Below are 24,836 nucleotides of genomic sequence, written 5' to 3'. Positions count from 1 at the left end.
GTCACACCTCCGCCGGGACGCGGCCCGACAACTGTTCGACGACCTTCAGCAGGGCCGAGTGGTCCAGGGAGCCGTACCCCATGGCGCGGCCGGCGGCGACGAGCTGGGCGACCAGCCCGGTGAGCGGGAGCGCGACGTCGGCCTGCCGGGCGGCGGCCAGCGCGATCCCCATGTCCTTGTGGTGCAGGTCGATCCGGAAGCCGGGGGCGAACCGGCGGTCCACCATGGACTGCCGCTTGAGCTCGAGGATCCGGCTGCCCGCGAGGCCGCCGGCGAGCACGTCGAGGCCGGTGACGGCGTCCACACCGGACGCTTCGAGCAGCACGATCGCCTCCGCCACGAGGCCGTAGATCCCGCCGACGACGAGCTGGTTGGCGGCCTTCACCACCTGGCCGGCGCCGTGCGGCCCGACGTGCACGATGGTCTTGCCGACGGCGTCGAGCACCGGCTTGGCGGCCTCGAAGTCCGCTTCGGAGCCGCCGACCATGATGGACAGCGACGCCTGCTCGGCCCCGGCCTGGCCCCCGGACACCGGGGCGTCCAGGACGCGGATCTTCTTCTCCCGCGCGGCGTCCGCGAGCGCGATCGACGTCTCCGGCCGGATGGTGCTCATGTCGATCAGCAGCGCGCCCGGCTCGGCGGCGTCCAGCACCCCGCCGGCGGCGAGCACGACCGCCTCGACCTGCGGGTGGTTCGGCAGCATCGTGAGCACGACCTCCGCCCCGGCCACCGCGTCGGCGACGCCGGTAGCCGCGCGGCCGCCCGCGGCGGCGAGCTTCTCCCCCGCCGCGGTGTTGACGTCGTAGCCGCTGACGTCGTGCCCGGCCGCGACCAGGTGCGCCGCCATCGGGGCGCCCATCACGCCCAGTCCGATGAATCCCAGTTTCATGCTCGTCCCCTTCGGGTGATCGGCAGCCAGGCCAGCGACGTGACGGTGTCGGGTTCCGGGACGTACTCGATCCCGACGAACCCCGTGTAGCCCGCGGCTTCGAGCCGCCGCAGGTGACCGTCGAGGTCGAGGGACCCGGTGCCGGGCTGGTGCCGGCCGGGCGCGTCGGCGATCTGCACGTGCCCGATCCGGGCGACGTGCCGCGTCGCGAGCGCGTCGAGGTCGTCGGCATTGACCGCCAGGTGGTAGAGGTCGGCCAGCAGCCGCACGTTTTCGCGCCCGAGGTCATCGAGCACGGCCACGGCGTCCGCGGCGGTCTTGAGCGGATAGCGGTCCGCGCCGGAGAGCGGTTCGATGACCAGCTGCGCGCCGATCCGCGCGGCCGCGTCGGCCGCCTTGTCCAGGTGTGCCCTGGCCAGGTCGTCCTGCTTGGCCGGGTCCTCGCCGTCGAGCCGGTTGCCGTAGAGCGCGTTGAAGCTGCGGCAGCCGGTGCGTTCGGCGATCCCGAGTGCGACGACGAGGCTGTCGGCGAACTCCGTCTCGCGGCCGATCCACGAGACCAGGCCGCGCTCCCCCGCCGCCATGTCCCCGGCGTAGAAGTTCAGCCCGCGCAGCCGGACCCCGGCCCGCTCGAGCGAGCCGATGAAGCCGTCGACCTCGTCGCGCGCCGGGACCGCGGTGTCGAACGGCCACCAGTACTCGACGTCGGTGAACCCGGCCTCCCGCGCGGCGGCCGCGCGCTCGGGCAGCGGCACCTCCTTGAACAGGATCGACAGGTTGGCGACGTACGGCAGGGAGTGACCCTCTTCAGGCATCGCGACCTCAAATTTCACTATCCGGAATCTTTCTTTCGCATATCGAGAATAGCTGTCCGGTGGCCGGGTGGTCAACGCCCGGGCGGGTGCGACCTCCGGCGTAGCCCGTACGCCGCCGGTCGGACATCGGCGCCCGCCGGATCGTCCGCGGGACGGTCGATCGAGCCGGGGAACACGCCTACGTTGGGCCGCCACGACCGGCGAAAGGACCACAGGATGATCGAGGCACGGGCGGTGTCGAAGCGGTACGGCCGCCGCACCGCCGTCGACGGGGCGACGTTCACCGTCCGGTCCGGGGCGGTGACCGGCTTCCTCGGCCCGAACGGCGCGGGCAAGTCCACCACCATCCGGATGATCATGGGCCTGGACGCGCCGACCTCGGGCTCGGTGACCGTCAACGGCAAGGCCTACGCCCGGCACGCCGCGCCGCTGCGCGAAGTCGGCGCGCTGCTCGAGGCCCGGTCCGTCCACACCGGACGGTCGGCCTACCACCACCTGCTGGCGCTCGCCCTCACCACCGGCATCCCGCGGCGGCGCGTCGACGAGGTGCTCGGCCTGGTCGGCCTGACCGACGTCGCGCACCAGCGGGTCGGCGCCTTCTCCCTCGGCATGGGACAACGGCTCGGCGTCGCCGCGGCGCTGCTGGGCGATCCGGCGACGCTGATCCTCGACGAACCCGTCAACGGCCTGGACCCGCAGGGCATCCTGTGGATCCGCACGCTGCTGCGCCGGCTCGCCGCCGAGGGACGAACGGTGTTCGTTTCCTCGCACCTGATGAGCGAAATGGCGCTGACCGCCGACCACCTCGTGGTCATCGGCAAGGGCCGGATCATCGCCGAGGCGTCGGTGCGCGAGGTCATCGACCGCGCCTCGGCCAAGGTCGTCCGGGTCCGCACGCCGCGGGCCGCCGAGCTGCGCGCGCTGCTCACCGGCCCCGGGATCGACGTCACCACCACCGAACCCGGGCTGCTCGACGTGCACGGCCTCGGCAGCGCCGAGGTCGGCCTGATCGCCTGCCGCCACGGCATCCCGCTCGAAGAGCTGGCGCCGGTCCAGGCGTCGCTCGAAGAGGCGTTCATGGAACTCACCGACGGCGCGCTGGAGTACCGCGTCCCCACCCCCGAAGGACTTCCCGCATGACGACCACGAACCCGCCCGGCGTGACCTTCGGCCGCGTGATGCGCTCGGAATGGGTGAAGTTCCGCTCGCTGCAGTCCACACCGATCACGGTCGGCACGGCGGTCGCCGCCATGATCGCCCTCGGCTGGCTCACCTGCGCACTCAACGCCGACCGGTGGCCGCAGCTGAGCGCGCAGACCCGGGCGCGCCTCGAACCGACCGCGCTGAGCCTGCAGGGGTACGTCCTCGTCCAGCTGGCGTTCGGCGTCCTGGGGGTGCTCGTGGTGTCCGGCGAATACACGACCGGGCAGATCCGCTCGACGTTCTCCGCCGTCCCCGCCCGCACACCGGTGCTGGCGGCGAAGGCGGCCGTGTTCGCCGCGGTCACGCTCGTGGTCGGCGAGGTCGCCGCGTTCGCGGCCTTCCTGGGCGGCCAGGCTTTCCTGTCCTCCCAGGACATCGGGACGAGCCTGGCCGCGCCCGGCGTCTTCCGGGCGGTGGCCGGGACCGGGCTCTACCTGACCGGCATCGGGCTGCTCGGGATCGCGCTCGGCTGGCTGATCCGCCACACCGCCGGGGCGATCGCGGCGCTGGTCGCGCTGGTCATGATCGTCCCGGGCCTGGCCGGGGTGCTCCCGGAAAGCTGGCTTCCCCACGTCGTGCCGTACCTGCCGAGCAACGCCGGGCAGGCGATGGTCACGGTCCGGCCGGCGCCGCTCAGCCTCCCGCCGTGGACCGGCTTCGCGTGGTTCTGCGGTTACGTCGTCGTCGCGCTGGCCGCGGCCGCCGTCGTGCTGAAGCGGCGGGATGCCTGAAAGCCGTGCCCGCGCGGCGACCGGGAGGAGATGATGGCCGGGTGACCGGAGCACTGATCGACCCCGCTTTCCGCCCTGCCTGGCCGGGCCTCGAGCCGCTGCGCGCGTGGGCGCGGCGGCACCCGGTGTCCACGGACCTCGTGCTGGCGTTCGGGGTTCTCGGCCTGGCCCTGGTGGTCGGCGCCCAGGCACCCGGCCCGGACCGGCGGTTCCTGGCCGGGATCGTGGTCGTGCTGCTCACGGCGCTCGCGCTCCGGCGGCGGTTCCCGCTGACCGCGCTGGCCGTCACCGCCGCGCTGAGCCTGGCCCTGGGCTTGCTGGGCACCTCGTTCCCGCCCACCACGGTCGCGGTGCTGGTCGCGGTGTACACCGTCGCCGCGTACCGCGACCGGTACCGCGTCGCGGCGGCCGCGGGGACGGTCGTCGCGCTCGCCGCGGCCGACCTCGGCGGCGACATCGGGCTCGCGGTGTTCGTCGCGCATCTGGTGTTCGCGACCGCGCTCGTCACGGCGGCGTTCGCGCTCGGGGTGACCGTGCGCACGCGCCGGGCGTACCTGGCTTCGCTGCACGACCGCGCGGTGCGGGCCGAGCGGGAACGCGACCAGGAGAGCCAGATCGCGGCGGCACGCGAGCGGGCCCGCATCGCCCGCGAGATGCACGACATCATCGCGCACAACCTGTCGGTCATGATCGCCCTCGCCGACGGCGCCGCGTTCGCCGCCCGCACGGACGCCGGGCAGGCCGAGGCGGCCGCGAAGCACGTCTCGGCCACCGGGCGGCAGGCGCTCGACGAGATGCACCGGCTGCTCAGCGTGCTGCGCGGCACGGGCGAGGACAGCCCGCGGGCCCCGCAGCCCGGCATCGCCGACATCGACGAACTCGTGGACCAGGTCCGGGTCACCGGGCTGCCGGCGACGTGGACGGTTACCGGACGGCGGTTCCCGCTCCCGCCGACGGTCGAGCTGGCGGTCTACCGGGTCGCCCAGGAAGCGCTCACCAACGTCCTCAAGCACGCCGTCGCGCCGACGTCGGCGAAGATCCACCTCACCTACGAAGACCCGCTCGTCACCCTCGAAGTGCTCGACGACGGACGGCCCGCGCCGGTCCCGGTCACCAGCGACGGTCACGGGCTGGGTGGTATGCGCGAACGTGCGAGCATCACCGGCGGCGTGGTCGACGCGGGACCGCGGGCCGGCGGTGGCTGGCTGGTGCGCGGCCGGTTCGGGGTCCGCTCGTGATCACCATCCTGCTGGTGGACGACGAACCGTTGCTGCGGCTGGGTTTCCGGCTGGTGCTGGACTCCCAGCCGGACCTGACGGTCGTCGGCGAGGCCGCCGACGGGACCGCCGCCGTGGCCCGCACGGCCGAGCTCGACCCCGATGTCGTGCTGATGGACGTGCGGATGCCCGGCGTCGACGGGATCGCCGCCACCCGCGAGATCGTCCGCACCCACCCCCGGTCGCGGGTGCTCATCCTGACCACCTTCGACGTCGACGAGTACGCCTTCCCCGGGCTCAAGGCGGGGGCCAGCGGGTTCCTGCTGAAGAACGTGCCGCCCGACGACCTGCTCACCGCGATCCGCGCGGTCGCCCGCGGCGACGCGGTGGTCGCCCCGAGCGTCACCCGGCGGCTGCTGGACACCGTCGCCGGGCACCTGCCCGACGCCACCCCGGCCGGCGAGCCCCCGACCGCGCGCGGCCTCGACCGGCTCACCGAACGCGAGCTCGAAGTCCTCGGGAAGGTGGCCGCCGGGCTGTCGAACGCGGAGATCGCGGGCGAGCTGGTGCTGTCGGAAGCGACCGTGAAGACCCACGTCGGCCGCATCCTCACCAAACTGGGCCTGCGCGACCGGGTCCAGGCCGTGGTCCTGGCGTACGAGACCGGCCTGGTCCGGCCGCGTTAGCGGTTCTGGACGCACTGCCCGCGCGACTCGTCGCGGAAGAACTCCGCGATCCGCAGCGGGAACCCACCGAAGTCGGCGAACCCTTCGGTGGCGCGCTCGATGAACGTCTCGTTCGCCGGTCCGGAGTGGATGATCTCCCGCGCGATCGCGTGGGCGAGCGGGATGTCGGCGCCGACCTCGAGCTTCAGCTCGGGCCCCATGCTCTTCGGGGTCTGGCGGATCCCGGGCACCTCCGGTCAGGGCGATCCGACGGGGACGGGTGTGGTGCTGGTGTGGTCGAGCAGGGAAACGGCGGCGTGGACGTACCGCAGGGCCGGCGCGGGCACGCCGGTCAGGCCGGCCAGCTCGACGACCGCCCCGACGATCGCGTCGATCTCCAGTGGCTTGCCCGCTTCGAGGTCCTGCAGCATCGACGTCTTGTGGTGGCCGACGCGCCAGGCGCCGTCGATGCGCTTCTCGACCGAGATCCCCGGGTCGCTGCCCGCCGCGCGGGCGATGGCGAGGGTCTCGGTCATCATCGTGGCGACGAGCGCCCGGGTGTCGTCGTGCTCGCACATCTGAGCCATGGTCGCCCGGGTCAGCGCCGACAGCGGGTTGAACGCGACGTTGCCCATCAGCTTGACCCAGATGTCGTTGCGGAGGTCGGGTTCGACCGGGGCCTTGAGCCCGCCGGCGATCATCGCCGCGCTGAGCACCTTGCCGCGCGCGGAGATTTCGCCGTCCGGCTCGCCGAGGGAGAACCGGGTGCCCTCGAGGTGCCGGATCACGCCGGGTTCTTCGATCACCGTGGAGCAGTAGACGACGCAGCCGATCGCGCGCCGCAGTTCGAGCACCGCGGTCACCGAGCCGCCGGGGTCGACGGTCTCGACCCGCCGTCCTTCGAGCGGATGTCCCTTCAGGCCGTGGAAGTACCACCACGGGATGCCGTTCTGCGCGGCCACGATCGCCGTTTCGGGGCCGAGCAGCGGGGCGATCAGTGGCCCGCACGAAGCGTAGGAGTTGGCTTTGAGGCCGAGGAACACGAAGTCGGCCTCGCCGACTTCGTGTGGGTCGTCCGTGACGTGCGGATGCGCGGTGAAGTCGCCGCGCGGGCTGAGCACGCGGACGCCGTGCTCCCGCATCGCGGCGAGGTGGGCCCGCCGGGCGATCAGGTGCACCTCGGTCCCGCCGCGGTGCAGCGCGGCTCCGACGTAGGCGCCGATCGCCCCGGCGCCGAGAACAGCCACCTTCATGATGTGCCTCCCACTTCGGTCCAGCACGCGATTGCATACAGTATCCTAGATTCAGGATCCAGCCCAGAGGCTTCAAAGCCGAATCTCAGACGGGTGAGATTCTGGGATTTTGCATACCAAAACCTGTATCCTGAGGGAGATCACCGCTTTTCTCTCCCCTCCGAGGTGTCCTGTGAGCCAGCCCGCTTCCCCGCTCCCCGACCGCGGCCCGACCGGCCGCCGCACGGCCAAGGGCTCGCTCAGCTCGACCGCCGCCAAGCGCGTCGAACGGCCCGCTCCGCTGCGCCAGGTCGTGTACGAGGCCCTCGCCGAACTGATCATCAACCGCACCCTCGAACCCGGGCAGCACCTGGTCGAGGCCGACCTGGCCGAGTACCTCGGCGTCAGCAGGCAGCCCGTCCGCGAAGCCCTGCAGCGTCTGCAGAGCGAAGGCTGGGTCGACCTCCGCCCCGCTCAAGGCGCGTTCGTGCACCTGCCGACCGACGAGGAGGCCGACCAGCTGCTGAGCGTCCGCGGTGTGCTGGAGGCGCACTCCGCGAAGCTCGCCGCCGGCAACGCGACCCCGGACGACGTCCGGCGCCTGTGGGAACTGCAGCAGGCCGGCGTCGACGCGCTGCACGAGGAGGACACCGAAGGCCTGGTCGCGGCCAACGCCGCCCTCCACGCGTTTGTCACCCAGCTGTCCGGGAACTCGGTGCTCGCGGAACTGATCGGCCTGGTCGACCGCCGGGTCCGCTGGTACTACACACCGATCGCCCGGCCCCGCGGGCGGGACGCGTGGAACGAACACGACGAGCTGATCCACGCCATCTCCGACGGGGACGTCGAAACGGCGGAACAGATCATGGCCAAGCACACCGAACGGACCCGCCAGGCCTACCACGAACGTCCGGACGCTCCCCGATCCTGATTTCGGCAGGACCGGGGAGCGGATACCGGATGGTCAGCCGCCTGCCGCGGCCGACGGTCGCGCCACCAGCTCGGTTTCGGCGAGCTGGTGGCGCATCCGGCCCGGCTGGCGCAGGAACAGCGTCAGCACGGCCGAAAGCACCGCGATGCACCCGGCCAGGACGTACGCGCCGGTGTAGCCCCACGCGCTGATGACCCCCGCGGCGAGCCCGCCACCGCCGACGCCGCCGACCAGTTTCGCGCTGTAGACCAGGCCGTAGTTCGACGCGTTGTTGTTCTCGCCGAAGTAGTCCGGCACGAGCGCGGCGAACAGCGGGTAGAACGCCCCGCCGCCGAACCCGGTCAGGAACGCGAACACCATGAACAGGACCAGGTTGTGCGTGTTGCCGGCGTAGAGCACGCCGAACTGCGCGCCGCCGGCGATCAGCAGCACGATCGTCAGCGTCTGACGGCGGCCGAGCTTGTCCGACGCCCAGCCGACGACCGCGCGGCCGGTGCCGTTGACGATCGCCAGCACACCCGCCGAGGAAGCCGCGACGAACGCGCCGAAGTGGCTCTCCTTGGCGAAGGGCACCTGGAAGTTGATGCCGAAGAGCGAGACCCCGCCGATGATCACCAGGCACACCCACATCAGCGGGAGCATGCCGGTCCGGATCGCCTCCATCGGCGTGAACTGGCGGACCGCGGGCGGGTTCTTGGCCAGGCTCCGCACGCCGGTCTTGCCCTTCGCCCAGGTGATCGGGTCGACCTCCTTCGGCCACCAGCTCTTCGGCGGGTCCTTGAACAGGAACCCGCAGACGCCGACGACGATCACCATGTACAGGCCGATGCCGTCCAGCACCCCGGTGACGTTCTCGTGGCCGAGGAACGCGCTGAAGAGGTAGATGAACGGCACCGAGCCGTAGGCGAAGCCGCCGTTGACGAACCCGGTCCGCGCGCCGCGTTTCTCCGGGTACCACTTGCCGACCATGTTGATGCAGGTCGCGTACACGAGCCCGGCGCCGGTGCCGCCAAGGGCCGAGTACCCGACGAATGCCAGCGTGAGGTTCCCGCTGTGCGCGATGGTGAAATAGCCGATGCCGCTGAACACGGCTCCGAGCAGCATCGCCGTCTTCGCCGAGACGACGTTGCGCTCGCGGAGCCGTCCCGCCGGGAACGCCACCCCGGCCTGGAACACCGCCCAGATGCTGGCCAGCCAGAACGCGTCCGACAGCGTCCAGCCGTACTTCTCTTCCAGCGTGCCCTCGACGGCGCCCCAGCCGTACTCGAACACGCTGACCGCCATCATGGCGATCCAGGGCAGCCAGACCATCCAGCTGCGCGAGCGGCCCATGATGTCGTGCGCGGACTCGCCGACCCGGTAAATTCTTCCGTTCTCGTCAACTATCTCCTGGTACGTGGCTGCGGTCATGAGAGTTCTCCTTCGTCACCGTTGACTCAGGTCCGGCAGCTGGCCCGCGGCCCGCGCCCAGCGGTACTTCGCGCCGAGCACCGCCACGGGCTTCTCGGTCGTGTACGGGTACGCGACGACGCCGCGGTCGTACAAATAGTCACTCGCCTCCTCGACTTCGACGTCACCGGAGAGCGACGCCACGACGGGCTTGTGGATGCCCTTCGCGCGGTACTCCTCGACCACCGCGGCGACCAGTTCCGCGAACACCATCGGCGGGGTGACGATGGTGTGCCAGTAGCCCAGGATCAGGGCGTGGACGCGGTCGTCCCCGAGGCCCAGCGCGATCGTGTTGCGGTAGGTCGAGGGCGGTTCGCCGCCGGTGATGTCGACCGGGTTGCCCGCCGCGCCGAACGGCGGGATGAACTTCCGGAACGCCGTGTCGAGGTCCGGCGGGATCTCCATCAGGCTCAGCCCGTTGTCGACGCAGGCGTCCGACAGCAGCACACCCGAGCCGCCGGCACCGGTGATGATGACGACGTTCTCGCCCTTCGGCGTGGGCAGCAGCGGGATACCGCGGGCGTACTCGAGCATGTCGTTCAGCCCGGGCGCCCGGATCACGCCGCTCTGGCGGAGGATGTCGTCGTAGACCTTGTCGTTACCGGCGAGCGCGCCGGTGTGCGAACTCGCCGCTTTGGCGCCCTGGGACGTCCGGCCGGCCTTGAGCACCACGACCGGCTTGCGCTTCGAGACCCGCTTCGCCGTCTCCGCGAAAGACCGGCCGTCCTTGAGGTCTTCGAGGTGCATGGCGACGAGCTGGGTGTTGTCGTCCTGTTCGAAGAAGGTGAGCAGGTCGTCCTCGTCGATGTCGGCCTTGTTGCCGACCCCGACGATCGAGGAGACGCCCATCTTCGCCGAGCGGCTGAAGCCCAGGATCGCCATCCCGATGCCGCCGCTCTGCGACGAGAGCGCCACGCCGCCCTTGACGTCATACGGTGTACAGAATGTCGCCGACAGGTTTTCCGGCGTGTAGTAGTAGCCGTAGATGTTCGGCCCGAGGACGCGGACGCCGTGCTTGCGCGCGATCGCGACGACCTCGTCCTGCAGCTCGATGTTGCCGGTTTCGCCGAAGCCGGACGGGATGAGGATCGCGCCCGCCACGCCCTTCTTGCCGGCCTCTTCGAGCGCGGCGGGGACGAACTCCGCCGGGATGGCGAAGACCGCGACGTCGACGTCGCCCGGGACATCGGTGATGCTCGCGTAGGCCTTGCGGTCGAGGATCTCGGCCGCTTTGGGGTTGATCGGGTGGATCTCGCCCGCGTACCCGCCGTCGACCAGGTTCTTCAGCACCGAGTTGCCGATCTTCCCGGCCTCGGCCGACGCGCCGATGACGGCGACCGACGCCGGTTTCATGATCCGGTTCATGGAGGCGAGGATCTCCTCCCGGGTGAACCTGTACGGCTCCTTCGCGGCGTCCGGGTCGACGAGGATGCGGACGTCGACCGCGGTGGCCCCGCCCGCCGTGGCGAGCACCGGGTTGAGGTCGACTTCGGACAGCTGCGGGAAGTCGGTGACCAGCCGGCCGAGGCCGGTGATCACGGCGGCGAGGGCGTCACGGTCGACAGGATCCGATCCGCGGACACCCCGGAGGATTTCGGCCGCTTGGATACCGTCGACCATCGACAGTGCTTCTTCGCTGGCTGTGGGGGCGAGGCGGAAGGTGACGTCCTTGAGCACCTCCACCAGGATGCCGCCGAGGCCGAACGCGACGATCTTGCCGAACGTCGGGTCGGTGACCGAGCCGATGATCACCTCTTGGCCTTCGGTCAGCATCTGCTGGACCTGGACACCGAGGATCTCCGCGTCGGCGTTGTACGCCTTGGCATTGTCTACGATCTGTGCGAATCCTGCGGATACTGCATCCACGTCCGGCAGCCCGACGAGCACGCCGCCGGCTTCGGTCTTGTGCAGGATGTCCGGGGAGACGATCTTGAGCACGACCGGCAGCCCGATGGTTCCGGCGTGGGCCACGGCCTCCTCCGCCGTGGTGGCCAGCCGTTCTGCTGGAGTCGGGATACCGTATGCCTCGCAGACCGCACGCCCCTCGGGCGCGGTCAGCGAGGACCGGCCTTCGGCTGCCGCCCGGTCCAGGATCTTTTCGACCGCCGCGCGATCCGCCACGTCAGATCACCCCCGCCGCGCGGAACTTCTCGAGCTCCGCTTCGCCATAGCCGAGTTCCGCCAGTACCTCGTCGTTGTGCTCCCCGAGCAGCGGCGGCCGTTCGATCTCGACCGGCGAGTCGGACAGCTTGAGCGGGCAGCCGACGGTCTTGAAGGTGCCGCGTCCGGGGTGCGGGACCTCGACGACCGAGCCGAGCTCGGCGAGGGTCTCGTCCTCGATCAGCTCCTTCGTGGACAGGATCGGGCCGCACGGGATGTTGCGGGCGTTGAGCTTTTCCAGGACTTCCCACTTGGTGTGCTTCTCGGTCCACTCCTCGACGAGCGCGAACATCTTGTCCAGTTTGGACAGCCGGACCTCGGGCGTGGCCCACGCCGGGTCCTCGGCCAGCTCCGCCTTGCCGATCAGCCGGGCGAGCGGGGCCCAGCCGGGCGGCTGGACGATCACGTAGATGTAGTCGTTCGGCCCGCCGGGCGCGCACTTGACCGCCCAGCCGGGCTGGCCGCCGCCGGAGGCGTTGCCCGAGCGCGGGACCTCGTCGCCGAACTGGTCGTTCGGGTACTCGCCGAGCGGGCCGTGCGCCAGCCGCTGCTGGTCTCGCAGCTTGACGCGGCACAGGTTGAGCACGGCGTCCTGCATGGCGACCTGGACGCGCTGGCCGCGGCCGGTGGAGGTCCGCTGGTACAGCGCGGCGAGGATGGCGGCCACCAGGTGGATGCCGGTGCCCGAGTCGCCGATCTGGGCGCCGGTCGCCGTCGGCGGGCCGTCCTCGAAGCCGGTGGTGCTCATCGCGCCGCCCATGGCCTGCGCGATGACTTCGTAGGCCTTGAAGCCGGCGTAGCGGCCGGGACCGAAGCCCTTGATCGAGGCGTAGATCAGCCGCGGGTTCAGCGCGGCCAGCTTCTCCCAGGGGTAGCCGAACCGGTCGACGACGCCCGGGCCGAAGTTCTCCACCAGAACGTCCACACCGGACACGAGCTTCTCGAAGACTTCTTTGCCTTCGGTGCTTTTCATGTTGAGCGTGATGCTGCGCTTGTTGGCGTTGAGCATCGTGAAGTAGAGGCTGTCCACGCCGGGCAGGTCGCGCAGCTGCCCGCGGGTGATGTCGCCGCGGCCGGGGGTTTCGAGCTTGATCACGTCCGCGCCGAGCCAGGCGAGCAGCTGCGTCGACGACGGACCGGACTGCACGTGCGTCATGTCGAGGACGCGGACGCCCTCCAGTGCCTTACCCATGCCTTGGCCTCCGCTCACTTGTACATGGTCTGGTTCATGGTTCCGGGGGCGTACACGTCGGGATCGACCCAGACGTTGATCAGCGACGGCTTGCCGGACTCGCGGGCCCGCAGCAGGGCCGGCCCGATGTCGGCCGGGTCGCGGACCTCTTCGCCGTGCCCGCCGAGCATCCGGGCGAACTCGTCGTAGCGGACGTCGCCGAGGGTGTTGCCGACGCGCTCGCGCGGCAGGCCGTACTTCGCGGCCTGGCCGTAGCGGATCTGGTTCATCGACGAGTTGTTCCCGACGATCCCGACGAACGGCAGGTCGAACCGCACGAGCGTCTCGAAGTCCCAACCGGTGAGGCTGAAGGCGCCGTCACCGAAGAGCGCGACGACCTCTTTCTCCGGGCGCGCGTGCTTGGCGGCCAGGACGAACGGGATGCCGACGCCGAGTGTCCCGAGTGGACCGGGGTCCATCCAGTGGCCCGGCGACTTGGGCTGCACGACCTGGCCGGAGAAGGTGACGATGTCGCCGCCGTCGCCGATGTAGATCGAGTCCTCGGTGAGGAACTCGTTGATCTCGTGGACCAGCCGGTACGGGTGGATCGGGCTCGCGTCGGAGTGCTGCAGCGGCAGCCGCTTCTGCTTCGCCTTGTCCTCCACGGCCTGCAGCTCTTCGAGCCACGTCTTGCGGCCGGCGGCGCCGTTGTCGGCGCGGCCGGAGGCGGCCTGCGCGACGGCGGCGAGGACCTGGCCGGCGTCGCCGACGATGCCGAGGTCGATGTCGCGGTTCTTGCCGACCGTGCGGTAGTCGAGGTCGATCTGGACGACAGTGGCGTCCTTCGACAGCCGCTTGCCGTAGCCCATCCGGAAGTCGAACGGCGTGCCGACGATGACGATGACGTCGGCGTTGTCGAAGGCGTAGCGGCGCGAGAGCTGGAAGTGGTGCGGGTCGCCCGGCGGGAGCGTGCCGCGGCCGGCGCCGTTCATGTAGGCCGGGATGGTGAGCGTGCGGACCAGGTCGACGGCCGGCCCGGTGGCCCGGGTGGTCCAGACCTGGCTGCCGAGCAGGATGGCCGGCTTCTTCGCGTGGACGAGCAGGTCGGCGAGTTTCTCGACGTCGGCCGGGTCGCCGGCGTTCTTCGTCGACGCGCGGTAGCGGCCGGCTTCGGGAATCCTCGCGCTGTCGAGGGGTACGCGCGCGTCGAGGACGTCGCGCGGGATCTCCAGGAACGACGGTCCGGGCGCGCCGGCGTAGGCCTCGCGGAAGGCCATGCTCACGAGGTCGGCCACGCGGGCGGTGTGCGGCACGGTGGCGGCGAACTTGGTGATCGGCGCCATCATGTCCACGTGCGGGAGGTCCTGCAGGGATCCCATCTTGTGCTGCGTCAGCGCGCCCTGGCCGCCGATCAGCAGCATCGGGCTCTCCGCGCGCAGGGCGTTCGCGACCCCGGTGACGGCGTCGGTGGTACCCGGCCCCGCGGTGACCACCGCGCAGCCCGGCTTCCCGGTGATCCGCGCGTAGCCGTCGGCCGCGTGCGCCGCGACCTGCTCGTGCCGGACGTCGATGACCTCGATGCCTTCGTCGGCACAGCCGTCGTAGATGTCGATGATGTGGCCGCCGCACAGGGTGAAGATCGTGTCGACCCCTTCGGCCTTCAACGCCTTGGCCACCAGGTGGCCGCCGGATATTCCGGCGGGCGCGGGCTCGGCGCCGTTCGTCGCCGCGGCACTCTCCCCCGCGGTGGTGCCGGTCGTTGTCAGCGCCATGGGCTCAGCTCCTCTGGTCCGCCGCCGGATCTCTCCTGTCCGGCGCTCCGTGTCCCGGTCCCCTCGCCTTTTCTCCGAGGTCAGCGGCCCCTTCTCGGCAGACTGTAGATTGCATACCGTATGGGGTAGGCATATAGTCACTCTTCTAGCAGCCCCTGTCCAGGCCCATCGGCAAGGTTTTTTCCCGCCTGGTGGACCCGCCGGCCCGCGCCCGGACACGGCGGACCTCCTTGCCCTGCCCCGGAAAGGACGCTCCCGCATGGATCTCTTCGAACACGAAGCCCGTGATCTCTTCGAGAAGCACGGCGTACCCGTCCCCCGCGGCCGGGTCGCCGCCGATCCGGGCGGGGCCCGGGCGGCGGCCGCCGCTTGGGGCGGCCCTGTGGTGGTCAAGGCCCAGGTGAAGACCGGCGGCCGCGGCAAGGCGGGCGGCGTCCGCGTGGTGCCGACGGCCGACGACGCCGAGCAGGCCGCCGACGACATCCTCGGGATGGACATCAAGGGCCACACCGTGCACCGCGTCCTGGTGACCGAAGCCGGTGAAATCGCCGAGGAGTACTACGTTTCCTTCCTGCTGGACCGTGCCGCGCGCACGTTCCTGGCCATGGCGTCGGTCGAAGGCGGGACGGACATCGAGGAAGTCGCGGCATCCCGGCCGGACGCCCTGGTCCGGGTCCCGGTGAATCCCCTGGACGGCGTCGATGCCGCTTCGGTGGCGGCGGCGTTCCCGGCCGGCGTCCGGGCGGAGGCCGCGGAGGTCGTCGAAAAGCTGTGGGCAGTGTTCGTCGCCGAAGACTGCACGCTCGTCGAGGTCAATCCCCTCGCGAGCACGCCGGCCGGGATCGTCGCCCTGGACGGCAAGATCACCTTGGACGACAACGCGGCCTTCCGCCGTTCCGCCTCCTTCGACGAGGCGTCCGGCAGCGAGGCGCTCGAGCGCGAGGCCCGCGCGAAAGGCCTCAACTACGTCAAGCTCGACGGCGACATCGGCGTGATCGGCAACGGCGCCGGGCTCGTCATGTCCACTTTGGACGTCGTGGCGGCGGCCGCGGCCGAGGCGGGCGCGCGGGGGCCGGCGAACTTCCTCGACATCGGTGTGGTCCGGCTCGACGGGAACAACGTCACCGAAGGCAGGCGGATCCTCGCCGAAGCCGCCCATCCCCTGGTCACTGTGGTGGCCACCATGGACGACGCCGCCCGCGAGGCGGCGAAGCTCGCGATCGCGGAGGGCTGAGCCGTGGCCATTTTCCTGGACGAGAACAGCCGGGTCGTCGTCTCCGGCATCACCGGTTCCGAAGGCGCGAAGCACACGCGGCGGATGCTGGCCGCCGGGACGAACGTCGTCGGCGGGGTGAACCCGCGCAAGGCCGGGCGGCACGTGGACATCGGTGCGGCGTCGTTGCCGGTGTTCGGCAGCGTCGCGGACTCCATGGCGGCGACGGGCGCCGACGTCTGCGTGTTGTTCGTGCCGCCGCCGTTCGTTTCCGACGCGGTCATCGAAGCGGTGGACGCCGGGATCGGCCTCGCCGTGGTGATCACCGAAGGTGTCCCGGTGCACGACACCGCCAGGCTGTGGGCGCACGCCGTCGCCGCGGGCGGGCGGACCCGGATCATCGGCCCGAACTGCCCGGGCATCATCTCCCCCGGCAGGTCGAACGCCGGGATCATCCCGGCCGACATCACCGGGCCGGGCCGGATCGGCCTGGTGTCGAAGTCCGGCACGCTGACCTACCAGCTGATGCACGAGCTGCGCGACATCGGGTTCTCGACGTGCGTCGGCATCGGCGGCGACCCGATTATCGGGACGACGCACATCGACGCGGTGGAGGCGTTCGAAAAGGACCCCGAGACCGACCTGATCGTGCTGATCGGCGAGATCGGCGGCGACGCGGAGGAACGGGCCGCGGAGTTCGTACGCGCGAACGTCTCGAAGCCGGTCGTCGGGTACGTGGCGGGGTTCACCGCACCGGAAGGCAAGACGATGGGCCACGCGGGCGCGATCGTCTCGGGGTCGGCGGGGACGGCCGCGGCCAAGAAGGAAGCCCTGGAAGCCGCGGGAATCCGGGTCGGCCGCACCCCGAGCGAAACCGCGGCCCTCGCACGCGAGGTCCTCGGCTGATGCCGTCCGTGCGCGGCGAGGAGCCGTGATGGAGCTGCGCCAGCTGGCGGTGGTGGTGGCGGTCGCCGAGGAGGGCGGCTTCACCGCGGCCGCCCAGCGGCTCCGGACGGTGCAGTCGACAGTATCCACGGTGGTCCGGGCGCTGGAGCGCGACCTGGGCACACCGCTGTTCCAACGCACGACGCACCGGGTGGTCCTGACGCCCGCCGGCGAGGCCTTCGTCCCCGCCGCGCGGGCGGCCCTCGAAGCGGCGGAGCGAGCCCGCGCGGCGGTCTCCCCGTTGACCGGCCGCGTCCGGCTCGGCGTGTGCCCTGGCCTGTTGGCCGACCTCCACTGTGTACTCGCCAGGCTCCGGCAGGCGCACCCGGGCTTGGCCGTCGAGGTCAGGCAACTGCCGGATCCCGAGGTTCGGCGGGCGGTCGCGGAGTCCACTGTGGACCTGGCGTTGACGCTCGCGCCCGGCTGCGCCGACGAGCCGATCGCCGAAAGCGTTGCGGACGAGTACACAGCGGCAGGTGACTTCGCTCCCGCGACCGGTCCGGTCACCGCCCTGCTTCCGCGCCAAGACCTGGTCCTCGCCACCGCGCCTGACGGGTCCCGCTCGACCCCCGCCGACCTCACCGGACTGTCCCTTGTGGACTTCCCGGCCGGCTGGGCGATCCGCGCGGCCGTCGACCGGGCCTTTCCCGGCCGCCCGGTCAGCCTCGAAGTCGATGATCTCGCCGTCGCGGCCGGGCTCGTGCGGGCCGGGCTCGCCGCCTGCGTGCTGCCCGCCTCGGCCGCCGCCCGGTTTGCCGAGCTCACCGTGCGACGGTTCGGCCGGGCGCCCTCGTGGCAGCTCGCCGCCGTGCACCGGGGCCGGCTCTCGGCCACCGTGGCCGCGGTGCTCGCTCAGCTCGGCTGAAGACCCAGCCGGTCCGGCCGCGTCGTGTGCCCGCCGTCGTGGACGCGCAGCACCCGGCGCCTGCTGGTCATCCGCCCCATGTCACGCCGCCGGCAGTAGCGATTTGGGCCGGCCCGGCTGGGTAAGCCGCCCGGACAGGACCGCGCCGGCGAGGCTCAGCGCCCCGGCCGCGGTGAACGCGCCCACGAACCCGTGCGAAGTGACCACGAGCGCGGCCAGCCCGATCCCGACCACCGCGCCGACGGCCTTGGCGGAATACAGGATCCCGAAGTTCTGGGCCGCCGACTCGTCGCCGAAGTACTCGCGGACCAGGCCGACCAGCAGCGTGTAGCAGCAGCCGTTCCCCAGCCCGGCCAGTGCGACCCCCAGCAGCAGGCCGACGGCGTGCCGATGCTCGCCGGAGTAGCACAGCACGAACTGCGCGACGCCGCCCGCGAACAGCGCGAAGCGCAGGATCCGGTGCCGGCCCAGCCGGTCGGCGAGCCGTCCGATCAGGACCCGGCCGCTGCCGGTGGCCGCGGCGAGCGAGGCGAGCGCGGCCGCGGCGAGCCCGGGCCCGCTGCGGGCGGTGACGAACGTCGCCAGGTAGGCCAGGTCGAACAGCAGCACGGCGGCCGCGAGGACGACCACGAGGTAGAGCGAAAGCGTGGTGCCGCACCGGAACAGTTCCGCCGGCCGGTAGTGCCGGACCGCCGGACGCCGGTTGTGCGCCCGGTCCAGTGCCCAGGCGCGGGGCTCGGGCGTGGCCGGCCACCAGTGCCGCGGCGGGTACCGCAGCGCCGCGCCACAGCCGGCGATCACCGTGAGCACGACGGCGGCGGTGACGTCCAGGAGCACCGGCCGCGCGGCCGGCAGCGCGGCGGCGAGCACGACGAAAGGCACGCTGCCGTAAGCGAAGGCGCCGCTGACGACGCCGGCGCGGGAGCCCGTGCGGTCCGGGAACCAGGCGAGCACCGCACCGACGCAGGTGGCGTAGACCAGGCCAGTGCCGAGGCCGCCGAGCAGCGAGTAGCCGAGGAAGACGGCGAGCAGGCTGCTCGCGTGGCCGAGCGTCACGAGGCCGGCGGCGCACAGCACCGCGCCGGTCGCCATCGCCGCCGGCGCGGGGAGCCGGCCGCGTTCGCGGAGCCAGGCGGCCGGGAAGGCCGCACCGGCCTGGCAGATCGCCCACACCACGAGCGACAGCACGATCCCGCCGAACGTCCAGCCGTGCGCCCGGCTCAGCGCGGGCACGATGGCGCCGAAGCCGTACTGCTGCACCCCGGCGGCGAGCATGGCGGCCGTGGCGAGCCAGGCGATCCGGCTCCTCGGCCGGCCGAGCAGGTCGCGATCGGACTCTCCGACGCGGTAGCGCCGTCCGTAGACGTCCCGGAGCTCGCGGACCTCGGCCATGGCGACCGCCTCCTCGACCAACTGAAGATTGTATGCAGTATTCAGTAGTCCGAGTGTGCGCGTGTTCGCCGGGGAAGTCCACCGGAATGTCGGATGAGCCGCCCGGACGGACCTGCCGCAGGTCGATCGACGGAGGAAAGGGAGGCGGCCCGGTGGCCATCGAGGGAGGAGGCGGCCACCGGACCGGTGCTCCGGCGCGGTACCGGCCGCGAGGAGCACTGACAGTCTGGCGACCCGAGCCCCCGCCGACAAGCTTTGACCGTGCGATTCGCGCTCGCCCGAACCAAAACCGTCAGCCGGACCCCACGCAGACCCCGCGCGGGGCCCGTTCCCGAAACCCAGTTTCGCGACACCCGGAACAGAGGGGAACAAACGCACCGGACGCCGGACGGGTGCACGGGAGCAGAACCGGTCCGGGCGTCGCCGGGCGGCGAGCACTCACCGCAACGGCCCGGCTACCCCGGACGCAACAACAAAGGCGACCCCGGAGAGGTCGCCGGGCACAGCACGCGAGTACAGCGGCCGCGCCATCCACTTCGACTCGCGCCTCGCTGACGAAGCCGCGCCCAGCGGCACAGCTTCGTCAGCGCGCTCGGGCACGACAGCGCGGCTTCGTCAGCACGCGTCCGCGAACACGGCTCAAGACTTCTTGCGAGTCGCCCGCCTGCGCGCCGGCTTGGCCTCGACGGGCTCGGCCTGCGCGGCCTGGTCGGCTTCGAAGCCGGCGATGATCTCGCTGGACAGCCGGCCTCGCTCGGCGACGTCGTAGCCGTTGGCCTGGGCCCATTCCCGGATCTGCCGGTTGCGCTCGCGGTCGGTGCCCGAGCCGGCCGGCCCGGCCAGCGTCTGGCCGGTCGCGAGGCGGACCTTGCGGCCGCCGATGCGCCGCGCGGCCGAGACGTAGCGGCCGAGTTCGTCCCGCAGCGCGGAGGCGTTGTCCTCGGACAGGTCGATTTCGTAGGTCACGCCGTCGAGACTGAAGGGGACGGTCTGCGAAGCCTCGCTCCCGTCGAGATCGTCCACCATCTGGACTTGCACCCGTTGCGCCATGGTTCTTCGTTCCTCATCTTCTCCAGAACACGGTCGGACAGACCCTAACCTGTCGAATCACGTCCGGCACGCGCGACACCCGTGAAGCGTCCACAATGGCCGCCCGGGCGAGTGGGTCGCCCGGGTCCAGGGTGACCGCAACCGAGCCGAAATGCTCGCTGTCTTGTAGAATATTTGTATTTGTGATATGCTCGAAATCAAATCGGTACCGTGGTGACATGACGACCGGCGATTTTTCCGCTAATGCTCCCCATGTCAGCCGCACCGCCTTCACCGCGGCCGCCGCACGGGCGGCACATTTGCTCGTCGACGCCGAGCCGTTCATCTTCTCCGACACCCTCGCCGCGACCCTTCTCGGCGGGCAGGCCGAGGAACTCTTGGCCTACCACCGGCTCCACGGTACACATCCGGTCCTCGCCGGCGCCCGCGCCGAGGCGGCGTGCCGCAGCCGCTTCACCGAGGAACGGCTCACCCGCGTCAATTCTGGTATAGACCAGTATCTGATTTTGGGCGCCGGCCTCGATTCCTTCGCCTATCGGACCCCGCCGGGCCGATTCCGGGTGTTCGAGGTCGACCGCTCGGCGACCCAGACCGTGAAACGGGAACTGCTCGACGGCGCCGGCATCGCCGTTCCGCCTTCGGTCACCTTCGTCCCGATCGACTTCGAAACCGATCCACTCCGGGAATGTGTCGTCCAGAGTGGACTCGACCCGTTTCGCCCCGTGTTCGCGAGCTGGCTCGGTGTCACCATGTACCTGACGCGCGAGGCGGTCGCCGGCACACTGGCCCAGCTCGGCGGTTTCGCGCCGGGATCGGAAATCGTGGCCGATCACCTGCTGCCCGCACAGCTGCGCGACGCGGCCGGAAACGGCTACGCCGAGGCGGTCGGGCCGGTGGCCGCCGAACAGGGCGAGCCGTGGCGCACCTTCCTCTCCCCCGCGGACATGGCCGGGCTCCTGCGCGAAGCCGGGTTCGACGTCGTCGGCCAAGCCGGGCAGCGGGAGAGCGTCGCCCCGCGGCTGTGGCACCGCACCGACGCGCTGCGGCCCGCCACGCTTTCCGCGCTGACCCACGCGCGCATTCCTTGCCACTCCGGCGGCGGGAGCTGAACAACGTCCCGCTCAGTCGGGCAGCATCGGCATTTCGAGGTCGTCCGGGCGGCCGAGCAGGACCGCCCGGGTGACCGCGGCCTTCCCGAACCGGTCCCGTACCGCGTCCAGCGCGGTGTCGAGCTCGCTCGCCCGCTGCCGTTCGAACGGCAGGGCCGGCTGGAACGGGTTTTCGTCGGCCAGGTTGGACAGCGCGGCGCCCAGCAGGGTGATCCCGCGGTCGGCGATCAGCGGCAGCGCGGCGACGAGCAGTTCCCGGGCCGCGGCGAGCAGCACGCCGGTGCCGGCCGTCGGGTCGTTCAGCGTGTGCGAGCGGGTGACGCGGGAGAAGTCGGCGAAGCGCAGGCGGATCGTCACCGTCCGGCAGACGCGGCGGGCCGCGCGCAACCGGCGGGCTATCCGGTCGATCAGCGCCACCAGCACGACGTCGAGCTCGGCCGGCGTCCGCCTGCCGCGCCCGAGGGCCCGCTGGGCACCGATCGAGCGCCGCCGCCTGCCGATCTCGACGCGGCGCGGGTCCTCGTTGTGCGCCAGGTGGTGCAGGTGCGTCCCGGCGACCCGGCCGAGCATCCCGACCAGGTCCACCCGCTCCGACGCGGCGAGCTCGCCCACCGTCACGATGCCCCGGGCGCGCAGCTTCTCCGCGGTGACCTTGCCGACGCCCCACAGCGCCGAAACCGGCAGCGGGTGCAGGAACTCCAGTTCGGCGTCGTGCGGCACGACGAGCAGGCCGTCCGGCTTGGCCACGCGGCTGGCGACCTTGGCGAGGAACTTCGTCCTCGCCACCCCGACGGTGATCGGCAGCCCGGCCCGCTCGGCGACGTCGGCGCGCAGCCGTTCGGCGATGCGGCTCGGCCGCCCGCCGATCCTGGCCAGCCCGCCGACGTCGAGGAACGCTTCGTCGATCGAGAGGCCTTCCACCCACGGCGTGGTGTCGTGGAAGACGTCGAACACCGCCCGGCTGGCGGCCACGTACGCCGACATCCGCGGGCGCACGACGACGGCGTGCGGGCAGAGTTTCCTGGCCTGCGCGCCGCCCATCGCGGTGCGCACGCCGTAGGCCTTGGCCTCGTAACTCGCCGCGAGCACCACCCCGCCGCCGACGATCACCGGCCGCCCCTTCAGCGCCGGGTCGTCGCGCTGCTCGACCGACGCGTAGAACGAATCGAGGTCGGCGTGCAGGATGGGCCCCTCGTCCTCCATAGAACATATGTTCGCATACCCGAGGGCCGAAGTCCGCTCGTCCGCCCGCCGCGGGTGACCCGCCGCCGACCGAAATTGCGCGTTTTCCCGGTTGTCGACGCTCCGTGGCCGCGCTCACACTCGAAGCAGCGAACGACCCGACCACTGGGGGCGACATGACCGAGAAGTGCCGATGCGGCGATCACCACGCATGGGCCGCACCGAATCCACAGGACCGGCCCACCGCCGCGCGGCAGCCACTGCTGGCCTCGACGCTGGCGCGCGAAGACCACGTGGAAGACGCGGGCGGCCTCGACCCGACCGACCGCGTCACCTGCCGCACGCACCGCCGCTGGCTGCACGACTGCGTGGCGTCCCCGGTGCACACGAACCCCGCCATCGGGTACCGCTGGTGCCGCCGCTGCGACCACCAGGCGCTGGTCGCTGTGGACGAGCTGGCCGGCGAGGTGTCCATCCACTGCGGACTCTGCGGCCGCGTCCCGCGCAGCCGCGCGAACCGGGAGCTCGTCGAGTTGTGCCGGCGCAGCCTCGCCCTGGCCCGCTCGGGCCGGTTCCCGGAGGCCGCCGTCGCTTGACTGCCATGATGCGGCGGTGCCCGCTCCCGGAACCACCGCGCTGCTGATCCTGCTGCCCGCCGCCGAACCCGCACTGGCCGCCGCCCGGCGCGTCGACCCCGCTCTGGTCCGCCCCGGCCTGCCCGCGCACGTGACGGCGCTGTACCCGTTCCTGCCGGACGGCGAGCTGACCGAGAAGGTCGCCACCGCGGTCCGCGAGCTGGCGGCGGCCGTCCCGCCGGTCGACGTGCGGCTCGGCGAGTTCCTGACCCGGCCCGGGTTCGCGGCCATCCCGGCTCCTTCGCTGCAGCCCGTCACCGACGCGGTGTGCGCGCGCTGGCCGGAGGTCTCGCCGTACGGCGGCCGGTTCGGGGCGCGGCCGCCGGCGCACGTGACCGTCGCCTTGGGCGGTGACGAAGAGACCCTCGAGCGAGTGGCTCGCGAAGTCCGGCCGCTGCTACCGCTGACCGACCGGGCGGAGGCCCTTCGGCTGGTGGCACTCACCGAAGACGGCTGGGTCTCGCGGCTCGAGGCGCCGTTCGGCGGCTGAGCCGGCCGGCCGGCCGCGCAGTCACCGCGGCGAGCCCGGTGGTCCGCCCGCCGTGCCCAGGTTCCGGTACGCGTCGGCGATCGCCCGCAGCCGGGCCACGTCCGCGGCGAACGGTTCGCCCCCGGCGGTGGGCGGCTCGGCCGCACCCCGCTCGTCCGGGAGGTCCCGCACCAGCCTCGCCGCGGCCGACGGGGGCAGGTCCGGGGTCACCCCGGCGAGGATCAGGCCGTCGTTCGTCTCGCTCATCGCCGTCAGGAGGCGCTCGCGGCGGGATCGGCCGCCCGGGTCGATGCGGGCGATCTCCGGGAACCGCCGCGTCAGGTGCGCTCGCAGCGGACGCAGCAAGCGCAGCGTCCGGGCGTCGCGACGAGCCGCCAGCAGGCCCGGGACCGCCGGGATCGTCAACCCCACCACGATCAGGAGCACCGAGACCGCCGGGAAGCCGACGTCGAGGGTGCACGGCAGCGTCGAGAACGGCCCGCGGCACAACGCCTTCGCCGGGTGGTCGTCCTGCAGCGCGCGGATCGTCGCGACGACCTTCCCGCCGAGGTAGGCCACCGCGAACGCCGACGCCAGCAGCAACAGCGCCAGCCCCGCGCGCAGCGCGCCGCCGCTCGCGCGGATCGTCACCGCCGCCACCACTCCGATGTCGAGGACCGCGAACCCGAGGTAGACGGAGTAGGTGAAGACGTAGACGACCAGCGTCGGGTGGGTGCGGTACAGCTCGTCGAACACGCCGATGCCGCGCGGCAGGCCTGGTGTACTGAAGAACGTCACCACCAGCAGGGTCAGCGCCGCCCCCAGCGCCACCAGCCGGGTGCGCCGGCCGCGGTCGCGGGTGCCGCTGATCTCCGCGACGGTCGACCCGATGCCGTAGGCCGCGACCATCGTCGCCAGGTTCGACAGCAGCCGTCCGAGGCTGGGGTGGATCTCGCTCTCGACGAGCTGGGCCCGGTTGGCCAGGAAGCAGAACGCGGCGCCCAGTGCGATGAGCGAGACGGCCAGGCCCGCGCCCGCGCCGGTGCGCCGCGCGCGGACGGCCCGCCAGATCCCGGCGAACAGCGCGCACAGCCCGACGCCGAGGAACAGAATGTCGATCACGGGACGCGACTATCGCAGCAGCGCCGCCAGCCGCCTCGCCTGGTCCGCCGCCCGGCCGGACGCGCCCGGCCGGACGGCGGGCGGCTCGCTCGTCGCCGCGCTCATCAGCAGGACCGCGATCAGCTCGGCCTCGTACTCGTCGGCGCCGGACGTGACGCGGGTGAGCAGGTGCGACAACGCCCGCGGCGCCAGGTCCGGGGCGAGCTCGGCGGCTTCCCGCTCCGACATCAGGCAGGTGCCGGTGTGCGCGCACAGCAGGTGGGCGAGCTCGTGGGCGATGATGTGGTCCTGGTGCAGCGCCGACGTTTGCCCGGCGTAGGCGATCAGGTCGTAGCCGGGGCGGGCCTGCCAGGCACCGGAGGGCTGACCGGGCCGGTGGGCGACCGGCACGAGGTCGATCTCGCGCCCGCGCCAGGCTTCGAGGCGGTCGACCCAGGCGTTCATCGACCACGGCCGCGGCAGCGGGACGGCGGCCAGCACCGCCCGCACGCGTTCCCGGGCCCGTTCGCGGAGCTCCGCCAGGCCGCGCTCGTCGATGGGTCCTCCCCGCTCACCGGGCGCCAGCCGGGTGCACCGGGGCGCGATCACGGACGGCATCATCGTAGCCGAGGCGCCCGGG

Annotated in this window: 24 protein-coding genes; 11 read left to right on the top strand and 13 right to left on the bottom strand. The window is 71.9% G+C overall.

Annotated elements, in window-relative coordinates; all coding sequences use genetic code 11:
• Window position 1 precedes the first annotated feature (1 nt).
• Window positions 2–889, bottom strand: coding sequence for a 2-hydroxy-3-oxopropionate reductase (locus A3CE_RS0149265; RefSeq protein ID WP_020647525.1), 888 nt, complete (start codon window positions 887–889; stop codon window positions 2–4).
• A complete protein-coding gene (locus tag A3CE_RS0149260; RefSeq protein ID WP_020647524.1) occupies window positions 886–1,704 on the bottom strand; it encodes a hydroxypyruvate isomerase family protein in 819 nt (272 codons plus the stop codon). Before A3CE_RS0149260 ends, A3CE_RS0149265 begins: the two co-directional genes overlap by 4 nt.
• A 216-nt stretch (window positions 1,705–1,920) precedes the next feature.
• Here A3CE_RS0149260 and A3CE_RS0149255 point away from each other — a divergent pair, with 216 nt between their 5' ends.
• Genes A3CE_RS0149255 through A3CE_RS0149240 form a run of 4 tightly spaced genes read left to right on the top strand, consistent with a single transcriptional unit; the run spans window position 1,921 to window position 5,541 of the window.
• Window positions 1,921–2,844 carry an ABC transporter ATP-binding protein gene (locus tag A3CE_RS0149255; RefSeq protein WP_020647523.1) on the top strand — a complete coding sequence of 308 codons (924 nt, stop codon included), beginning with the start codon at window positions 1,921–1,923 and terminating at the stop codon, window positions 2,842–2,844.
• A complete protein-coding gene (locus A3CE_RS0149250; protein ID WP_020647522.1) occupies window positions 2,841–3,638 on the top strand; it encodes an ABC transporter permease subunit in 798 nt (265 codons plus the stop codon). Before A3CE_RS0149255 ends, A3CE_RS0149250 begins: the two co-directional genes overlap by 4 nt.
• A 41-nt stretch (window positions 3,639–3,679) precedes the next feature.
• Window positions 3,680–4,876, top strand: a complete 1,197-nt coding sequence (locus tag A3CE_RS0149245; RefSeq protein ID WP_020647521.1) for a sensor histidine kinase — start codon at window positions 3,680–3,682, stop codon at window positions 4,874–4,876.
• Window positions 4,873–5,541, top strand: coding sequence for a response regulator (locus A3CE_RS0149240; protein ID WP_020647520.1), 669 nt, complete (start codon window positions 4,873–4,875; stop codon window positions 5,539–5,541). The genes A3CE_RS0149245 and A3CE_RS0149240 overlap by 4 nt, the downstream gene beginning before the upstream one ends.
• Here the strand turns inward: A3CE_RS0149240 and A3CE_RS0149235 are convergent.
• Both A3CE_RS0149235 and A3CE_RS0149230 read right to left on the bottom strand, forming a co-directional pair.
• Window positions 5,538–5,741 carry a hypothetical protein gene (locus tag A3CE_RS0149235; protein ID WP_125591736.1) on the bottom strand — a complete coding sequence of 68 codons (204 nt, stop codon included), beginning with the start codon at window positions 5,739–5,741 and terminating at the stop codon, window positions 5,538–5,540. The genes A3CE_RS0149240 and A3CE_RS0149235 overlap by 4 nt on opposite strands.
• Window positions 5,742–5,777: 36 nt before the next feature.
• The gene (locus A3CE_RS0149230) at window positions 5,778–6,773 is read right to left on the bottom strand and encodes a 2-dehydropantoate 2-reductase (protein WP_020647518.1); all 996 of its coding nucleotides are present in this window, start codon (window positions 6,771–6,773) and stop codon (window positions 5,778–5,780) included.
• A 172-nt stretch (window positions 6,774–6,945) separates the two neighbouring features.
• Between A3CE_RS0149230 and A3CE_RS0149225 the strand changes: the two genes are divergently transcribed.
• The gene (locus A3CE_RS0149225; RefSeq protein WP_020647517.1) at window positions 6,946–7,683 is read left to right on the top strand and encodes a GntR family transcriptional regulator; all 738 of its coding nucleotides are present in this window, start codon (window positions 6,946–6,948) and stop codon (window positions 7,681–7,683) included.
• Window positions 7,684–7,716: 33 nt separating this feature from the next.
• On the opposite strand, the gene A3CE_RS0149220 is transcribed toward A3CE_RS0149225, so the two are convergent.
• The 4 genes from A3CE_RS0149220 to A3CE_RS0149205 are packed head-to-tail and all read right to left on the bottom strand — an operon-like array spanning window position 7,717 to window position 14,235.
• Complete coding sequence (locus tag A3CE_RS0149220) at window positions 7,717–9,093, bottom strand: OFA family MFS transporter (RefSeq protein ID WP_020647516.1); 1,377 nt, start codon at window positions 9,091–9,093, stop codon at window positions 7,717–7,719.
• A 15-nt stretch (window positions 9,094–9,108) separates the two neighbouring features.
• Window positions 9,109–11,253 carry an acetate--CoA ligase family protein gene (locus A3CE_RS0149215; protein ID WP_020647515.1) on the bottom strand — a complete coding sequence of 715 codons (2,145 nt, stop codon included), beginning with the start codon at window positions 11,251–11,253 and terminating at the stop codon, window positions 9,109–9,111.
• Between the two features lies 1 nt (window position 11,254).
• Window positions 11,255–12,484, bottom strand: a complete 1,230-nt coding sequence (gene frc / locus A3CE_RS0149210; protein ID WP_020647514.1) for a formyl-CoA transferase — start codon at window positions 12,482–12,484, stop codon at window positions 11,255–11,257.
• 14 nt (window positions 12,485–12,498) lie between these two features.
• Window positions 12,499–14,235 (bottom strand): thiamine pyrophosphate-binding protein, encoded by a 1,737-nt coding sequence (locus A3CE_RS0149205; RefSeq protein WP_020647513.1) that lies wholly within the window; start codon window positions 14,233–14,235, stop codon window positions 12,499–12,501.
• A gap of 259 nt (window positions 14,236–14,494) precedes the next feature.
• Between A3CE_RS0149205 and A3CE_RS0149200 the strand changes: the two genes are divergently transcribed.
• From A3CE_RS0149200 to A3CE_RS0149190, 3 genes are read left to right on the top strand one after another with little or no spacing between them, the layout of a single operon-like run.
• Window positions 14,495–15,469 carry an ATP-grasp domain-containing protein gene (locus A3CE_RS0149200; RefSeq protein WP_020647512.1) on the top strand — a complete coding sequence of 325 codons (975 nt, stop codon included), beginning with the start codon at window positions 14,495–14,497 and terminating at the stop codon, window positions 15,467–15,469.
• A 3-nt stretch (window positions 15,470–15,472) separates the two neighbouring features.
• Window positions 15,473–16,354 carry a succinate--CoA ligase subunit alpha gene (sucD, locus tag A3CE_RS0149195; RefSeq protein ID WP_020647511.1) on the top strand — a complete coding sequence of 294 codons (882 nt, stop codon included), beginning with the start codon at window positions 15,473–15,475 and terminating at the stop codon, window positions 16,352–16,354.
• A gap of 28 nt (window positions 16,355–16,382) precedes the next feature.
• Window positions 16,383–17,258: a LysR family transcriptional regulator gene (locus A3CE_RS0149190; protein ID WP_020647510.1), complete on the top strand. Its 876-nt coding sequence runs from the start codon at window positions 16,383–16,385 to the stop codon at window positions 17,256–17,258.
• An 81-nt stretch (window positions 17,259–17,339) separates the two neighbouring features.
• Here the strand turns inward: A3CE_RS0149190 and A3CE_RS0149185 are convergent, their stop codons facing one another.
• Window positions 17,340–18,671: an MFS transporter gene (locus A3CE_RS0149185; RefSeq protein ID WP_020647509.1), complete on the bottom strand. Its 1,332-nt coding sequence runs from the start codon at window positions 18,669–18,671 to the stop codon at window positions 17,340–17,342.
• Window positions 18,672–19,289: 618 nt separating this feature from the next.
• Entirely contained in the window at window positions 19,290–19,700 is a 411-nt protein-coding gene (locus A3CE_RS0149180) for a histone-like nucleoid-structuring protein Lsr2 (RefSeq protein ID WP_026469617.1), read from the bottom strand.
• A gap of 131 nt (window positions 19,701–19,831) precedes the next feature.
• Here A3CE_RS0149180 and A3CE_RS0149175 point away from each other — a divergent pair, with 131 nt between their 5' ends.
• Window positions 19,832–20,809 (top strand): class I SAM-dependent methyltransferase, encoded by a 978-nt coding sequence (locus A3CE_RS0149175; protein ID WP_245589760.1) that lies wholly within the window; start codon window positions 19,832–19,834, stop codon window positions 20,807–20,809.
• Between the two features lie 12 nt (window positions 20,810–20,821).
• On the opposite strand, the gene dinB is transcribed toward A3CE_RS0149175, so the two are convergent.
• The gene (gene dinB, locus A3CE_RS0149170) at window positions 20,822–22,012 is read right to left on the bottom strand and encodes a DNA polymerase IV (protein WP_020647506.1); all 1,191 of its coding nucleotides are present in this window, start codon (window positions 22,010–22,012) and stop codon (window positions 20,822–20,824) included.
• A gap of 155 nt (window positions 22,013–22,167) precedes the next feature.
• On the opposite strand from dinB, the gene A3CE_RS0149165 reads away from it, so the two are divergent.
• Together A3CE_RS0149165 and A3CE_RS0149160 are read left to right on the top strand one after the other, a co-directional pair.
• Window positions 22,168–22,587 (top strand): hypothetical protein, encoded by a 420-nt coding sequence (locus A3CE_RS0149165; protein WP_026469615.1) that lies wholly within the window; start codon window positions 22,168–22,170, stop codon window positions 22,585–22,587.
• A 16-nt stretch (window positions 22,588–22,603) separates the two neighbouring features.
• Window positions 22,604–23,116, top strand: a complete 513-nt coding sequence (locus A3CE_RS0149160) for a 2'-5' RNA ligase family protein (protein ID WP_020647504.1) — start codon at window positions 22,604–22,606, stop codon at window positions 23,114–23,116.
• Between the two features lie 21 nt (window positions 23,117–23,137).
• Here A3CE_RS0149160 and A3CE_RS0149155 read toward each other — a convergent pair whose 3' ends face one another.
• The gene (locus A3CE_RS0149155) at window positions 23,138–24,217 is read right to left on the bottom strand and encodes a hypothetical protein (protein ID WP_020647503.1); all 1,080 of its coding nucleotides are present in this window, start codon (window positions 24,215–24,217) and stop codon (window positions 23,138–23,140) included.
• Between the two features lie 9 nt (window positions 24,218–24,226).
• On the bottom strand, window positions 24,227–24,814 hold the full coding sequence (locus A3CE_RS0149150) for a hypothetical protein (protein WP_245589759.1): 588 nt from the start codon (window positions 24,812–24,814) through the stop codon (window positions 24,227–24,229).
• Window positions 24,815–24,836: the final 22 nt, after the last annotated feature.

It is taken from the genome of Amycolatopsis balhimycina FH 1894 (genome assembly GCF_000384295.1).
Classification (GTDB): Bacteria; Actinomycetota; Actinomycetes; order Mycobacteriales; family Pseudonocardiaceae; genus Amycolatopsis; species Amycolatopsis balhimycina.
Note: the sequence above shows the minus strand (reverse complement) of the source record. Positions and strands in the feature narration are given on the sequence as shown.

What these genes read in the sequence shown, in the direction of transcription:
- A3CE_RS0149265 (WP_020647525.1), bottom strand. Translation starts at nt 889, where the DNA reads ATGAAACTGGGATTCATCGGACTGGGCGTGATGGGCGCCCCGATGGCG.
- A3CE_RS0149260 (WP_020647524.1), bottom strand. Translation starts at nt 1,704, where the DNA reads ATGCCTGAAGAGGGTCACTCCCTGCCGTACGTCGCCAACCTGTCGATC.
- A3CE_RS0149255 (WP_020647523.1), top strand. Translation starts at nt 1,921, where the DNA reads ATGATCGAGGCACGGGCGGTGTCGAAGCGGTACGGCCGCCGCACCGCC.
- A3CE_RS0149250 (WP_020647522.1), top strand. Translation starts at nt 2,841, where the DNA reads ATGACGACCACGAACCCGCCCGGCGTGACCTTCGGCCGCGTGATGCGC.
- A3CE_RS0149235 (WP_125591736.1), bottom strand. Translation starts at nt 5,741, where the DNA reads ATGGGGCCCGAGCTGAAGCTCGAGGTCGGCGCCGACATCCCGCTCGCC.
- A3CE_RS0149230 (WP_020647518.1), bottom strand. Translation starts at nt 6,773, where the DNA reads ATGAAGGTGGCTGTTCTCGGCGCCGGGGCGATCGGCGCCTACGTCGGA.
- A3CE_RS0149220 (WP_020647516.1), bottom strand. Translation starts at nt 9,093, where the DNA reads ATGACCGCAGCCACGTACCAGGAGATAGTTGACGAGAACGGAAGAATT.
- frc (WP_020647514.1), bottom strand. Translation starts at nt 12,484, where the DNA reads ATGGGTAAGGCACTGGAGGGCGTCCGCGTCCTCGACATGACGCACGTG.
- A3CE_RS0149205 (WP_020647513.1), bottom strand. Translation starts at nt 14,235, where the DNA reads ATGGCGCTGACAACGACCGGCACCACCGCGGGGGAGAGTGCCGCGGCG.
- A3CE_RS0149200 (WP_020647512.1), top strand. Translation starts at nt 14,495, where the DNA reads ATGGATCTCTTCGAACACGAAGCCCGTGATCTCTTCGAGAAGCACGGC.
- A3CE_RS0149190 (WP_020647510.1), top strand. Translation starts at nt 16,383, where the DNA reads ATGGAGCTGCGCCAGCTGGCGGTGGTGGTGGCGGTCGCCGAGGAGGGC.
- A3CE_RS0149180 (WP_026469617.1), bottom strand. Translation starts at nt 19,700, where the DNA reads ATGGCGCAACGGGTGCAAGTCCAGATGGTGGACGATCTCGACGGGAGC.
- dinB (WP_020647506.1), bottom strand. Translation starts at nt 22,012, where the DNA reads ATGGAGGACGAGGGGCCCATCCTGCACGCCGACCTCGATTCGTTCTAC.
- A3CE_RS0149165 (WP_026469615.1), top strand. Translation starts at nt 22,168, where the DNA reads ATGACCGAGAAGTGCCGATGCGGCGATCACCACGCATGGGCCGCACCG.
- A3CE_RS0149150 (WP_245589759.1), bottom strand. Translation starts at nt 24,814, where the DNA reads ATGCCGTCCGTGATCGCGCCCCGGTGCACCCGGCTGGCGCCCGGTGAG.